At 42.2% G+C, this 13,543-nt stretch carries 12 protein-coding genes, 2 tRNA genes, 1 CRISPR repeat array and 1 riboswitch; of the genes, 10 read left to right on the forward strand and 4 right to left on the reverse strand.

The features are described 5' to 3' along the window. The first annotated feature begins 25 nt into the window (after window positions 1-25). A riboswitch (Lysine riboswitch) is annotated at window positions 26-204 on the forward strand. A 116-nt stretch (window positions 205-320) separates the two neighbouring features. Then, window positions 321-1,565: an aspartate kinase gene (locus IEW82_RS10425; protein ID WP_188693439.1), complete on the forward strand. Its 1,245-nt coding sequence runs from the start codon at window positions 321-323 to the stop codon at window positions 1,563-1,565. Between the two features lie 42 nt (window positions 1,566-1,607). Here IEW82_RS10425 and IEW82_RS10430 read toward each other — a convergent pair whose 3' ends face one another. Next, window positions 1,608-2,063, reverse strand: a complete 456-nt coding sequence (locus tag IEW82_RS10430; RefSeq protein ID WP_188693442.1) for a YslB family protein — start codon at window positions 2,061-2,063, stop codon at window positions 1,608-1,610. A 283-nt stretch (window positions 2,064-2,346) separates the two neighbouring features. Between IEW82_RS10430 and IEW82_RS10435 the strand changes: the two genes are divergently transcribed. The 3 genes from IEW82_RS10435 to sdhB are packed head-to-tail and all read left to right on the forward strand — an operon-like array spanning window position 2,347 to window position 5,513. Next, window positions 2,347-2,976, forward strand: coding sequence for a succinate dehydrogenase cytochrome b558 subunit (locus IEW82_RS10435; RefSeq protein ID WP_188693446.1), 630 nt, complete (start codon window positions 2,347-2,349; stop codon window positions 2,974-2,976). A gap of 13 nt (window positions 2,977-2,989) precedes the next feature. Continuing rightward, window positions 2,990-4,741 carry a succinate dehydrogenase flavoprotein subunit gene (gene sdhA / locus IEW82_RS10440; RefSeq protein ID WP_188693449.1) on the forward strand — a complete coding sequence of 584 codons (1,752 nt, stop codon included), beginning with the start codon at window positions 2,990-2,992 and terminating at the stop codon, window positions 4,739-4,741. Between the two features lie 16 nt (window positions 4,742-4,757). Next, the gene (gene sdhB / locus IEW82_RS10445; RefSeq protein WP_188693452.1) at window positions 4,758-5,513 is read left to right on the forward strand and encodes a succinate dehydrogenase iron-sulfur subunit; all 756 of its coding nucleotides are present in this window, start codon (window positions 4,758-4,760) and stop codon (window positions 5,511-5,513) included. Window positions 5,514-6,605: 1,092 nt separating this feature from the next. Then, window positions 6,606-7,306: direct repeats of the CRISPR family, unit length 32 nt; unit sequence GTCGCACTCTTCATGAGTGCGTGGATTGAAAT. Between the two features lie 499 nt (window positions 7,307-7,805). Here the strand turns inward: sdhB and racE are convergent. From racE to IEW82_RS10460, 3 genes are all read right to left on the reverse strand, one after another. Then, window positions 7,806-8,594 (reverse strand): glutamate racemase, encoded by a 789-nt coding sequence (racE, locus tag IEW82_RS10450; protein WP_188693455.1) that lies wholly within the window; start codon window positions 8,592-8,594, stop codon window positions 7,806-7,808. A gap of 18 nt (window positions 8,595-8,612) precedes the next feature. Continuing rightward, complete coding sequence (locus IEW82_RS10455; protein ID WP_188693457.1) at window positions 8,613-9,065, reverse strand: MarR family winged helix-turn-helix transcriptional regulator; 453 nt, start codon at window positions 9,063-9,065, stop codon at window positions 8,613-8,615. A 321-nt stretch (window positions 9,066-9,386) separates the two neighbouring features. Beyond that, window positions 9,387-9,611 carry a helix-turn-helix domain-containing protein gene (locus tag IEW82_RS10460; protein ID WP_188497704.1) on the reverse strand — a complete coding sequence of 75 codons (225 nt, stop codon included), beginning with the start codon at window positions 9,609-9,611 and terminating at the stop codon, window positions 9,387-9,389. Window positions 9,612-9,919: 308 nt separating this feature from the next. Here IEW82_RS10460 and IEW82_RS10465 point away from each other — a divergent pair, with 308 nt between their 5' ends. From IEW82_RS10465 to IEW82_RS10490, 6 genes are all read left to right on the forward strand, one after another. Then, the gene (locus IEW82_RS10465) at window positions 9,920-10,978 is read left to right on the forward strand and encodes a GerMN domain-containing protein (protein ID WP_188693460.1); all 1,059 of its coding nucleotides are present in this window, start codon (window positions 9,920-9,922) and stop codon (window positions 10,976-10,978) included. A 114-nt stretch (window positions 10,979-11,092) separates the two neighbouring features. After that, window positions 11,093-11,845 (forward strand): ribonuclease PH, encoded by a 753-nt coding sequence (rph, locus tag IEW82_RS10470; protein ID WP_188693463.1) that lies wholly within the window; start codon window positions 11,093-11,095, stop codon window positions 11,843-11,845. Further along, window positions 11,842-12,450, forward strand: coding sequence for an XTP/dITP diphosphatase (locus IEW82_RS10475; protein WP_188693466.1), 609 nt, complete (start codon window positions 11,842-11,844; stop codon window positions 12,448-12,450). The genes rph and IEW82_RS10475 overlap by 4 nt, the downstream gene beginning before the upstream one ends. Then, on the forward strand, window positions 12,447-12,962 hold the full coding sequence (locus IEW82_RS10480) for a YfcE family phosphodiesterase (protein WP_188693469.1): 516 nt from the start codon (window positions 12,447-12,449) through the stop codon (window positions 12,960-12,962). The genes IEW82_RS10475 and IEW82_RS10480 overlap by 4 nt, the downstream gene beginning before the upstream one ends. Window positions 12,963-13,049: 87 nt before the next feature. After that, window positions 13,050-13,123: transfer RNA gene (locus IEW82_RS10485), tRNA-Gly, on the forward strand. Between the two features lie 197 nt (window positions 13,124-13,320). After that, window positions 13,321-13,397 (forward strand) — tRNA-Arg (locus IEW82_RS10490). The last annotated feature ends 146 nt before the right edge of the window (window positions 13,398-13,543 follow it).

Raw genomic sequence — 13,543 nt, forward strand, 5'->3', positions numbered from 1 at the left:
AACGTAATTTCATAGTGAAAAACAGTGTTTTGGTAGAGGTGCGACCTTAAAAGAGTACCAATTGGGAGAAGAATGAGCTTTGACGATCAATTGGGGAAGGGTGGGGTTGCCGAAGTGAAGCAATCACTCATAGGAGGCTTTGCTGGATCCGTGGTTGAATAAATCCGGGTTTGTCACACAAGCGTGTGGAGGACTATCCAAGCCTGTTGTATAGATCGTTATGCAGCAGTGAAGGATGTGTCTTCACTGTTTTTTCTATTTATATCGCTTGTTTCTATGCGATAAACATGGAAAATAACTAAGGAAGACAGGTGCAGCAAATGAGTATCACGGTGATGAAATTTGGCGGAACGTCAGTTGGTTCTATTGCACGTATTAAAAGCGTTGCAGATCGAATCATAAGTAAGCTTGGTGAAGGAGAACAAGTGGTTGTTGTTGTTTCGGCGATGGGGAAAACCACTGATCATCTTTTAGAGCTTGCCAAACAAATCAGCGAGCGTCCAAAAAAGCGTGAGCTGGATATGCTTTTATCTACAGGGGAGCAGCAAACCATTGCTCTGCTTGCGATGGAAATGGAAGCGCGAGGCTACCCTGCTATCTCGCTAACGGGCTGGCAAGCGGGGATTCGCACAGAACGGGTTTATGGAAACGCCCGAATTGAGGATATTAAAACAGAGATTTTATTGCAGCATTTATCAGATGACCGTGTGGTTGTTGTTGCTGGATTTCAAGGTGTTGCTCAGGATCAGGAAATCACCACCCTTGGTCGCGGAGGTTCTGACACTTCAGCGGTGGCACTCGCCGCCGCTCTGAAGGCCTCCCTCTGTGAGATCTATACAGATGTGGACGGTGTCTATACGACGGATCCGCGTGTCGTAAAGGAAGCGAGAAAATTAAAAGAAATCAGCTATGATGAAATGCTGGAAATGGCTTATTTAGGGGCCGGTGTCCTGCATCCTCGAGCGGTAGAGAATGCAAAAAAGTATCATGTCCCTCTTACGGTACGCTCAAGCTTTGACACAACCAATGGGACAATTATTAAGGGGGAAGCACATTTGGAAAAGGGACTAGCAGTAAGAGGATTGGCCTTCGAACGTGAGGTCGTCAAGGTTACACTACTGGGGTTACCTAATGAAATTCACACCCTTCCGACGGTCTTTCAGGTGTTGGCTGAATCCAATGTCAATGTGGATGTGATCATTCAGAATGCTTTGGATGAACAAGAAACGAGTATTTCTTTTACCTTGGCAGAAGCCGGTTTGGCCGATGCCCTTGAGGTCATTAAACACAATAAACCACGGCTAAAGTTTCAGGAGATAAATGTTGAAGCGGATCTAGCAAAAGTCTCTATTGTCGGTTCAGGGATGGTCTCGAATCCTGGGGTTGCGGCCACGATGTTTAAGACACTGTCTGATGAAGGCATTAAAGTCAAAATGGTCAGCACTTCAGAAATTAAAGTCTCTACTGTCATTGCAGCGGATCAATTGAATAAGGCCCTGAATGCCTGTCATCGTGCCTTTCGTTTAGAGGAAGCTCCTGAGACGTCTTCCGCCGGTGTGGAGTGAATGAGAAAAGCAGCCCTTCGTCGGCTGCTTTTTTGTGTGAATTTACGCTCTTTCTATGGGATCTTTTAAATCCCAAGCGATAAGAAAGGTGACTTTTCGGTCTCGGCTTCCTTTGACTTCGACCTGTGCGTCAGCGGTATACCCTTTAATGGTTTGAATTTGCTCAGCTAAAAAGCCGCTTTCGAGTGAGTAGTGATAGTCACTTTTGTTTTTAAAACGGGCATCAATCAGATCGGATCTGAGTTCAAATTTAATTTTGCCTCGCGTTTCACTGACTAATTCAAGAGTTCCCCAGGCGGCACGTTCAAAAAAGAGGATGAGTTCGTCATTATTTGCACATGGATACGCTCTAGCCAGCTTCCGTCCTGACCAGTATAAGATCGGCTCGGTTTCTTCGCCAAGCAGCTCTTGAAGCAGGACAGTTCGTAACAATTCAAAACCGAAAGCGGGAACTTGTTTATCACCATATGTTTCAATACGAGGGTGCTCAAATTTCATGGCTGTTCCAACTCCTTCTGATTATAGTATATCGCTTTTTGGCTGGTTAAACTATGTGTTTTTTTATCAAAATATGAGAATTCTTCATTTCTTGACGGGTTATACTGTTGGGAGTACAATGTATTTGTTACATATTTAATATTTAATTCAGCAGGGACGGAAGCAGCAATCATCGGTTTTATTTTCACTGTTTTCCGTGAAAATGTAAGGGTATCCCTTTAACTGCTTGGATCATTTCAGAAATATGCAACCGGAAAAAACCTGAAGTAAAGGGGGAACTTTAATGGCAAGTAGAGATTTTGTTAACCGCCGGCTTCATTCGTTTCTGGGTTTAATTCCAATTGGACTATTTTTAGTTGTTCACTTGACTGTCAACTACTTTGCAACCAGAGGCGCTGAAGCTTTTGACAAAGCAGCAAATTTCATGGAAAAATTACCTTATCTTGTAGTGTTAGAGATCGTTTTCATTTATTTGCCGCTTTTGTTCCACGCAATATACGGTATTTATATTGCATTTCAAGCTAAACCAAATGTAAAACGCTTTGGCTATTATCGAAATTGGTTGTTCTTCTTTCAGCGTTGGACGGGCCTTTTCCTAGTCATTTTCTTAGCATGGCATATTTGGGAAACGCGCATCGCGATGCTTCGCGGAACTGAGCTCAATTTTGAAATGATGGCTAATATCTTGGATAATCCTTGGATGGTCGCCTTCTATATTGTGGGTGTTCTTTGTGCTGTTTACCATTTTTCCAATGGGTTGTGGGCTTTTCTTGTTCACTGGGGTATTATCGTTACGCCCAAATCACAGCGCTATACATCCTATCTCACTGTAATAATTTTCATATTACTAGCCATTGTCGGTATTCGCAGCGTCTTTGCCTTTGTCAATCCAGATACAGTAGCAATGATGTAAGGAGTGTAATTGAATGAGTAATCAAAAAATCATCGTCGTCGGTGGCGGACTCGCAGGTTTGTTTGCAACCATTAAAGCTGCTGAAGCTGGTGTACATGTCGACCTTTTTTCAGTCGTACCAGTCAAACGTTCACACTCTGTTTGTGCACAAGGTGGTATAAATGGTGCAGTCAATACCAAAGGCGAAGGAGACTCTCCGTGGTTACACTTTGACGATACCATTTATGGTGGAGACTTTTTAGCTAACCAAGCACCGGTTAAAGCAATGTGTGAAGCAGCTCCAAATATTATTAATTTATTTGATCGTATGGGTGTTATGTTTAACAGAACACCAGAGGGACTTCTTGATTTTCGTCGTTTTGGTGGGACACAAGTACATAGAACCGCTTATGCTGGTGCAACAACAGGTCAGCAATTGTTGTATGCGCTTGATGAGCAAGTTCGTAGCTGGGAAGTTAAAGGCTTAGTTAAAAAATATGAATATTGGGAATTCCTATCAGCAGTTCTTGATGACGAAGAAGTATGTCGAGGCATTGTTGCCCAAAATCTTCATTCGATGGACATTGAAACATTTGCTGCTGATGCCGTTATTTTAGCAACTGGCGGCTGTGGCATTATCTTTGGAAAGTCCACAAACTCTATGATTAACACCGGAACAGCTGCTTCTGCGGTCTATCAGCAAGGAGCATATTATGCAAATGGTGAATTTATTCAAATCCATCCAACGGCCATCCCAGGGGATGATAAGCTCCGTTTGATGAGTGAGTCTGCACGTGGTGAAGGTGGTCGTGTTTGGACATATAAAGATGGTAAACCATGGTACTTCCTTGAAGAAAAATATCCTGCTTATGGAAATCTTGTACCACGTGACGTTGCGACACGTGAAATTTTTGATGTCTGCGTTAATCAAAAGCTAGGTATCAACGGTGAAAATATGGTCTATCTTGATCTTTCACACAAGGATCCACATGAGCTTGATGTTAAGCTTGGCGGTATCATTGAGATCTATGAAAAATTTGTTGGTGAGGATCCTCATAAAGTGCCAATGAGAATTTTCCCAGCGGTTCACTATTCAATGGGGGGCCTATGGGTAGACAATAACCAAATGTCTAACATTCCAGGCTTATTCGTATGTGGGGAAAGTGATTATCAATATCACGGTGCAAACCGCCTTGGTGCGAACTCGCTTCTATCCTCTATTTATGGTGGAATGATCACGGGTCCAAATGCCGTTGAATATATCAATGGTCTTGATAAACATACTGAGGATATCTCATCTCACTTATTTGAACAACATAAAGTGCGCGAACAAGAGAAATACGATAATATTCTTAAGATGGATGGCAAAGAAAATGCATACGTCTTGCATAAAGAATTAGGCGAATGGATGACAGATAATGTTACGGTTGTTCGTGAAAATAAAAAGCTGCTTCAGACAGATGAGAAGATTCAAGAACTTATGGAGCGTTATCAAAATATTAACGTGAATGATACATCGAAGTGGTCAAACAGTGGTGCAGCCTTTACACGTCAGCTTTGGAATATGTTCCAGCTTGCTCGAGTGATCACTCAAGGGGCTTATAACCGTAATGAAAGTCGCGGTGCGCATTATAAGCCAGAGTTCCCAGAGCGTAATGATGATGAATGGTTAAAAACAACGAAAGCGAAATTCAATGCTTCTAAAAATGCACCAGACCTTTCATATGAAGAGGTTGATGTTTCATTAATCAAGCCGCGGAAACGCGATTATACTACAAAACACTAAAAAGGGGGCATAGAGGATGGCTGAAAATAAAACTGTGGTTTTTATCATTTCCAGACAAGATGGACCTGACGCCACCCCTTACGAAGAAAAATTTGAAGTTCCATACAGACAAAATATGAATGTCATCTCGGCTTTGATGGAAATTCGTCGTAATCCCGTTAAAGCAAATGGAGAAAAAACCTCTCCACCTCAATGGGAAATGAACTGCTTGGAGGAAGTATGTGGTGCGTGCTCGATGGTGATCAATGGAAAACCACGTCAAGCCTGTAGTACACTCGTCGATAAGCTGACTCAGCCGATTCGTGTCGAGCCAATGCGCACCTTCCCAGTAGTTCGTGACTTGGCAGTTGACCGTAGTCGCATGTTCGATGCCTTGAAAAAAGTTAAGGCTTGGATTCCAATTGATGGAACCTATGATCTTGGACCAGGACCACGGATGGCTGAGAATAAAAGACAATGGGCTTATGAGTTGTCTAAATGTATGACATGTGGTGTATGCCTTGAGGCGTGCCCAAATGTTAACAGTAAAACAGATTTCATGGGACCTTTCGTCTTTGGTCAAGTCGAGTTGAAAAATGCTCACCCAACAGGTGAAATGAATAAAGAAGAACGCCTAGAAAGCTTTATGGATGAAGGCGGCCTTCAAGGATGTGGCAACTCACAAAACTGTGTACAGTCCTGTCCTAAAGGTATTCCATTAACGACATCAATTGCTGCCATTAACCGTCAAGCAGCGATTCACTCACTTAAGAGCTTTTTCGGAAGCCGCTAATAGTGTAAGACCCGCATCTATAATAGATGCGGGTCTTTTGTTGAAAGATAAGAAAGCATAAAATTTCTGATCATGAGGCCGGTGCGGATTTTCGCTCCAGGCCGCTCGCTTTCTGCGGGGGAGTGGTAAGCCTCCTCGCGCCTTCGCCTGCTAAGGTCTTACTGATCTCCCACTTTCCGCAGGAGTCTAGTCTCTGCACCATGCGTCAGCGGCGCCCGAGGAACACACGATTTTAGAGGGTTCCGAGTCTCGCGCCTTGCGTTCCCATCCACTTGAGCAGGCAATGAAGCCCATTTCATATTGGATGATGCTCTATAGTCAGACAAGGACCGGGCATGCTTTTCCGCTCGGTTTTTCTTATTAATGAATCAAAACGCATCACTTTAATGCAGTTGTGGACGATAGTGTAAGTGGAACCTGGCACTTGAAGCTTAGGGAAAGCGAAGGATATGATGTGGAACAATCACATGAGACGTACCAAAATGGTGAAACAGTAAAAAATTTTGGGTGTTGATTGTGGCTGATGTTGCTTTCCATTTCAGAATGCTTGCTCTGTATTGACGATCTTCCTAATATGATCCGAATGACAACAAACCAAGAGTGAAAGCTTCCAAATTAGGAGTGAGCGTAACCAATGGTGTAGGCAAGAGACAAAGGCCAATTGCAAAGGAACGAAAAGCGTGGCCATTTAAGAAAAACCTCATCCAAAATAACAAATAATACCCGAAGCTACCGAAAAGAGAACAAATCCGAGGCATAAGTTTCTGAATCTAGGGATGAGGGCAACAAAGGGCAGGCCGAGTTAACAAAAGCCCCACACAAATAACAAAACGTCCATTCTAAAAAGCTTATCTGAAAACAAGCGATCTTTTTGCTAACTTGTTGGAAATGAAGATCATGTTATATCCTCGTTTTAAGAGATGGAGAATCTAGGTGCGAATGTGAAGTGAACATAAAATACTAGGGAGATTCGCACCACATATATGTCCATTTTTATTATTCTTATATCCTTTAATGGTTTTTAATGGTAAAATAAAAGTAATTTATTAGTAAAAATTCAATTTCTTTAGGATGTTTTTGCTGAATTTCGCTGTCGCACTCTTCATGAGTGCGTGGATTGAAATAGATATAAGGAGGCTAACTAATGGCGACTAATGCGTCGCACTCTTCATGAGTGCGTGGATTGAAATCTCGCTCAAGTAATAGCGTTCGTCCACGTTGTCCTGTCGCACTCTTCATGAGTGCGTGGATTGAAATTCCAACCATGCGGTCTTTATTTTCAAACCGTAGGCCAGTCGCACTCTTCATGAGTGCGTGGATTGAAATTTTATTCGTCCTATTATCATAAGAACAATACCGACGTCGCACTCTTCATGAGTGCGTGGATTGAAATCATCGCACCAACGGAGACGATCCATTCTTTTCGTGTCGCACTCTTCATGAGTGCGTGGATTGAAATATCTTAGGCTTATGATCAAAAATAATAAAAGGGCGGTCGCACTCTTCATGAGTGCGTGGATTGAAATCATTTTTTAGTCCCCGGAAACAAAGAAAATGAAATGTCGCACTCTTCATGAGTGCGTGGATTGAAATACTTTATTAATCGTGATATCTGTATCATTGCTATGTCGCACTCTTCATGAGTGCGTGGATTAAAATTCTTTCTTTGGAATTGTCGGCATCCGCTACCGCTTGTCGCACTCTTCATGAGTGCGTGGATTGAAATTTTAGGGTACTATCACTCTTGTTTAATTCTTTATCGTCGCACTCTTCATGAGTGCGTGGATTGAAATTTTGAAAAATAAGAAACCCATGGATATTAATGTTGTCGCACTCTTCATGAGTGCTGGATCAGAATGGCTGGATAAAATACTAATAATTGGATTTGCAGCGTGACATCTACTAGCACCTTTCTAGTAGATGTTTTGTGGAATCCTTCTTTTGCTAAGCGGCAGTGGCTTTCCGCTCCAATCCACTTGGCCTTGCAAAGGGCATCTACCATATATGATGATGCTCTATACCTAGACAAGGACTGGACGACTTTGGTCGGTTGTTCTTAATAAAGGTCACTTGAGAAAAGAGATGTGTGGTGGGGAAGACGACATCGTTGAATCATGAAATGAGCTTGCGCTTCAAGAAGACGCAAGCTTTTTAAATAGAGTAAAAGTGCAAGCTATATTCGAAGCTTGCACTTAAGAGGGTGGATAAGAAAGTGAAAATTATGCGATTAGTACGAATGCTCCTTTGCACTCTATACTCCTTTTAGAAGGCTTCCCATCGCATGAGACTCTTCTAAATAGAGACGTTGTGCACTTTGGATTGAAGCTTGAGCCATTGCGTGACTAATTCGCGCAGGACTTGCTTGCCACCGGTGGTATAGAAGCGATGATGGGGAGTGCCTTCTTGGGCCCCAATGTCGTTATGGGAGAGAATCGTGCTCATTTCTCGGGCGGTTTCCTTTGCTGAGTCAATAAGCTGAACGTGTTTTCCCATGACTTCTCTAATCACTGGTTTCAGCAACGGATAATGGGTACAGCCCAATATTAAAGTATCAATGTCAGTCTTTTTTAATGGCAATAAGGATTCTTCAATGATTGTTTTACATTGTGCGCTATTTAAATCTCCGGCTTCTACCAGTGGAACAAAAAGTGGGCAGGCAAGCTGCGTCACTTCAATGTCTGGATGGATATCGTGAAGGGCATGAACATAGGCATTGCTATTGACGGTCCCTATTGTGCCGATGACCCCTACTTTATAATTTCGAGTCACTTGAAGCGCTGAACGAGCCCCAGGATTGATGACGCCTACTACAGGAATGGGCAAGGCATCGCGTATTTCTTCAAAAGCGACTGCGGTAGCCGTATTACAGGCAATGACAAGCATCTTGATATCTTGTGATAATAAATGGTGAACCATGCGCCAGGTCAGTTCTCTAACTTCTTCTTTGGGCCGTGGTCCATAAGGACAGCGTGCTGTGTCCCCTAAATAAATAATGGATTCGTTAGGGCGTTGGCGAATAATTTCCTTGGCAACGGTTAGTCCTCCAACCCCAGAATCAATCACACCTATTGGCTTATTCAAAAGATCGCCTCATTCATGTTAAAAATCTTTCTTTATCTCTTGGTATAGTTTGTCGAGCCCAAGTTGAAATTCCTGAAGCTCGTCGTCAGTAAAATCTTCAAATTTCTTCTCTAGATATTCTTGCCTTTTCAGAATAACAGCTTGAATTGCTTCTCTGCCCTTTGGCAATAAAAAAAGGCGAACCACTCTTTTATCCTTTTCATCCTTAGCGCGTTTAACAAAGCCACGCTCTTCAATCCGATCGACAAGATCTGTAGTCGTGCTAAATGGAAAAAACATGTATTGAGACAGCTCTCCGATTGTTATCCCATCTTTTTCAGAAATCCATTGCAAGGCAACAAATTGCGGAGGAGTCATATTGTATTCTGTCAGCATCTGCCTACCAGTATCCTTAATTACAGAAGAAATCCAGCGCAATTGCTTTTCGATTTTTGCAGTTGTTTCGTGGCTCATTGTGTTTATTTCAGCCATTTTACGCCTCCTGAGCAGAATCTCTTTTCCCCATTCTATATTTCGACAATACATTGGATTCATTGTCTATAGGTGGAGTTGGAAAAAGTAGTAACCTCTATTATTTTAACACAATTTCAAATAAGGCAGGGAAATTTTAGCTAAGGGATATTGAGACGAAAAATTCTTGCATTTATGTACTTATTCATATCATTTTATGAGATCAGGGATGAGAGAAAGGAGCAGACTATGAGACTGATTTCGACTAAAAAATCCTAAAACGAGAAGTAGCTTATGGAAAAAATGAACACCGGCTTTCATATAAAGAAAGCCGGAAGTTCATTAGAGTTCCAACTCGCCAATACGCAATAATTCAACGACAGCTTGGGAACGCCCCTTGACGCCAAGCTTTTGCATTGTGTTGGAAATATGATTTCGAACTGTCTTTTCGCTGATAAAAAGTTCCTGAGCGATGTCACGGGTCGTTTTATCTTGAACAAGCAGTTCAAAAACTTCTCTTTCCCTCTTAGTTAATAAAGGCTTTGGACGATGGTAATTCTCTGTCAACAATTCCCCCTCCTTGCTCGAGCAAAAGAGCTGCGAGGAAGGTGTTTAGTCAAAATTATAATATGTTGGCGGAAACGAACTGTTACAGGTTAATTGCTTTATTTTATAGGGATAGCATTCTTTCAAAGGAGTGGCGGTTGACATGACTGTGAATGCTGACATAAGCGTTCCTTTAAACGAAAATGCTGAGAAGATATCAGAAGCGATAAAAGGGGAAAAGGAGGCGGGGGTTTTGAAAAAAGTTCTTGGTCTAATTTGGACAGTGGCTCGTATACATAGTAGTACAAACTATCAGAGGAGGGAAACCCATGCGCATCCCGGGCAAAACATCACTACTGACAGTGTGTATGATCATTCCGTTAGCACTGGCAGGGTGTGGGATTCACAATAATAGCTCATCATCTTCCAAAGAGCAGTCAATGGCAGATAAAGTTAGCTTAAAACAACTTGCAGAGCATAAAGATAATAAGAAAAAACCGGACGAAAAAACAGCAGCAAGACAATTATATCTTGTTGATGCTAACGGACATGTGACACCTCAAGTGTTTAATTTGCCTCAAAGCAATGAGGTGGCAAAACAAGCTCTCAGTTATTTGATTCAAGATGGACCAGTTTCAGACATTTTACCAGATGGCTTTCAAGCTGTTATCCCAGCTGGTACAACTTTCTCACTTAATTTAGATAAAGAGGGCACACTTCATGCCGATTTTTCTAAGGAGTTTGAAGATTATAAGGCAGCAGATGAACAGAAAATCATGCAATCGATCACATGGACGCTGACGCAGTTCGACAATATCAAGCGTGTCAAATTAAGCGTGAATGGCAAGTCACTACAACAGATGCCTGTTGCCAAAACGCCAATCCCCACGCAGGGCTTAACTCGAGCGGATGGGATTAACGTTGAGAAAAACTACGCTGGTGATATCACCAATAGCAGTAGTATGATTGTCTACTACACAGCTAAAAGCAGTACAGGCAGCACCTATTATGTTCCGGTGACCGAGCGCTATGACAATTCAGAAGATAAGTATACCGCGCTCATTGATGCTTTAAAGAACACGCCTATTGGTGATAATACCTTACAAGCACCTTTTAATTCAGACGTTAGCTTGACGGATAAGCCAGTGATTAATGACAAAGGCGTTGCGACTTTAAACTTTAATGATTATTTGTATGCAGATAGTAGTAAAAAAGTGGTCAGTGATGAAGCACTTAACTGCTTAGCGCTTACCTTTACTAACCAACCTGCTATTACAAAGGTGGCCATCGAGGTGCAAGGAAAAACACAGGTCGTGACAGAGTCTGGTAAGCCATTGACACAGCCTGTAGGTGTTCCAAACGTTAATGTTAACAAGACTGGGGTTTAAACTTTTTCTTAAAAATATGATATAGTAGTGGAGGTAGCTCTCCTGGCTACCTCTTTTCCAATTGAGGAAATATACATAACCTTTGAAATTAAAGCTCAAATTAGGGGGATCTGCATGCGACAAGATGGACGAAAGAATGATGAACTTAGATCTATACATATCGAACCTAATTTTACAATACATCCAGAAGGATCTGTGTTAATTACTGTCGGACAAACAAAAGTGATTTGCAATGCCTCTATCGAAGACCGTGTTCCGCCTTTTATGCGTGGTCAAGGCAAAGGGTGGATTACTGCTGAATATGCGATGCTTCCTAGAGCAACGGAGCAAAGAAATATAAGAGAGTCTAGCAAGGGAAAGGTTTCGGGGCGCACGATGGAAATTCAACGGTTGATTGGTCGCGCCTTACGCTCAGTTGTGGACCTCTCGGCAATCGGCGAAAAAACACTTTGGATTGATTGTGATGTCATTCAAGCAGATGGAGGGACGCGAACCGCTTCGATTACAGGGGCTTTTGTTGCGATGATTCTTGCCTTCAAAAAGGCCATTGAGAAAGGCTCAATTAGTAAAATGCCCGTCAAAACTTTTTTAGCCGCTACCTCTGTTGGGATTGATCAAAAGCATGGAGCGATATTAGATTTATGCTATATGGAAGATTCATCAGCAGAAGTCGACATGAATCTCGTGATGACAGGAAAGGGAGAATTTGTAGAAATCCAAGGAACTGGCGAAGAGGCGACATTTTCAGAAACACAATTAGCTGAACTGCTTGCTTTGGGAAAAAAAGGTATCAACGAATTGATCGATTATCAAAAGTCTATTATTGGTGCATTTACTTTACCAGATCATCGGGAGGCTTCAAAATGAACCGTATTATTATTGCCTCAAAAAACAAAGGGAAAATAGAAGAGTTTCAAAAGCTCTTCCACCCTTTTGGATTGACAATTCAGTCATTGCTTGATTTTCCGGACGCCATTGATGTTGAAGAGACGGGCACTACCTTTTATGAAAATGCCCAGTTGAAATCGGAGGCTATTGCAAAAATTTATAATACTGTAGCCATCGCAGATGATTCAGGATTAGAAATCGATGCTCTTGATGGGAGACCAGGGGTTTATTCTGCCCGTTACGCTGGGGAAGACAAAGCGGATGAGGCAAATATTGCGAAAGTACTAGAGGAACTGAAAGAGATTCCCTTTGAGCAAAGGACCGCCCATTTTACTTGTGTACTTTCCATTAGCGCCCCAAATATTCCAACCCGTTTTGTTAAAGGAGAGTGTCACGGACTTATTGCGCAACAGCCTACAGGAACACTTGGCTTTGGTTACGACCCGATTTTTTACATTCCTGAATTTAAAAAGACCTTCGCTGAGCTTGAGAGCGAGCAAAAAAATAAGCTGAGTCATAGGGCGATGGCGATGAAGGAGCTGCAAGTCATATGGCCGACAATCAAAGAGGAGTTTCTGAAATGAAAATCTTAATTGTGAGTGATAGTCATGGTTTAGAGGACGAGTTACATACCTTATCTCAACGTCATCAGGATGCTGACATCATGATTCATTGTGGAGATTCGGAGCTTGCATCGCATCATCCAGTATTGACAGGCTATAAAGTGGTTGCTGGTAATTGCGATGTGCCAAGTGCAGGGTTTCCTAACAACCTTGTCATTGATTTGGATGACCACAAGATTTTTGTCACGCATGGTCATCTATACAATGTTAAGATGACCGAGATGAATCTGTTATATAAAGCTGAGGAAGCTGGAGCCAAGATCGTATGCTTTGGTCACACTCATCTTGCTGGTTCAGGGCAAGCTAACGGGTGTGTATGGATCAACCCAGGGAGTATTCGTTTGCCACGGGGACGACGTGAAGCGACCTATGCTATTGCAACCTGGGAAAAGAGGGTGCAGACTTTAACCGTCAACTTTTATGATGTAAGTGGACGAGCGGTCGAAGCGCTCACGGCAAGTTACAAGCTTTAATCTGTATTAAGGGGTGATAAAAATCTATAATTTCTATTGACAGAATAGGAAAGATACACTATAGTTATTATTGTCGCTAATATGTGTGCGGGTGTAGTTTAGTGGTAAAACAAGAGCCTTCCAAGCTCTGGTCGTGGGTTCGATTCCCATCACCCGCTCCATTTGATTTTATAATAATACGTAAAGCATACAAGTTAATGAAACGGATCAATAAATAGTGTAATCACGTCCCAGTAGCTCAGCACGATCGAATCCGCATCATGGATAAGCGACAGCGCACTAGCCGAAAAGCATCATTGAGATTTCTAGAAGAGGCTAGAGCGGGATTTTGGAAGCACAAATGACATTCATTTAATACGTCCCAGTAGCTCAGCAGGATAGAGCAACGGCCTTCTAAGCCGTCGGTCAGGGGTTCGAATCCCTTCTGGGACGCCATTGTCTACTTACATAATTATTACTAACGATAATTAATTAAGGATTGAATAGATAAGAGATGCTCACAAGAGGTTTTGTGAGCATCTCCTTTTAGTATAGTTTTCTAGTCGAAAGGCACCCTCTTGCGCCACCTCAGAAAAAATGCA

Origin of the sequence: Pullulanibacillus camelliae, from assembly GCF_014642655.1 — a bacterium.
GTDB lineage: Bacteria > Bacillota > Bacilli > Bacillales > Sporolactobacillaceae > Pullulanibacillus > Pullulanibacillus camelliae.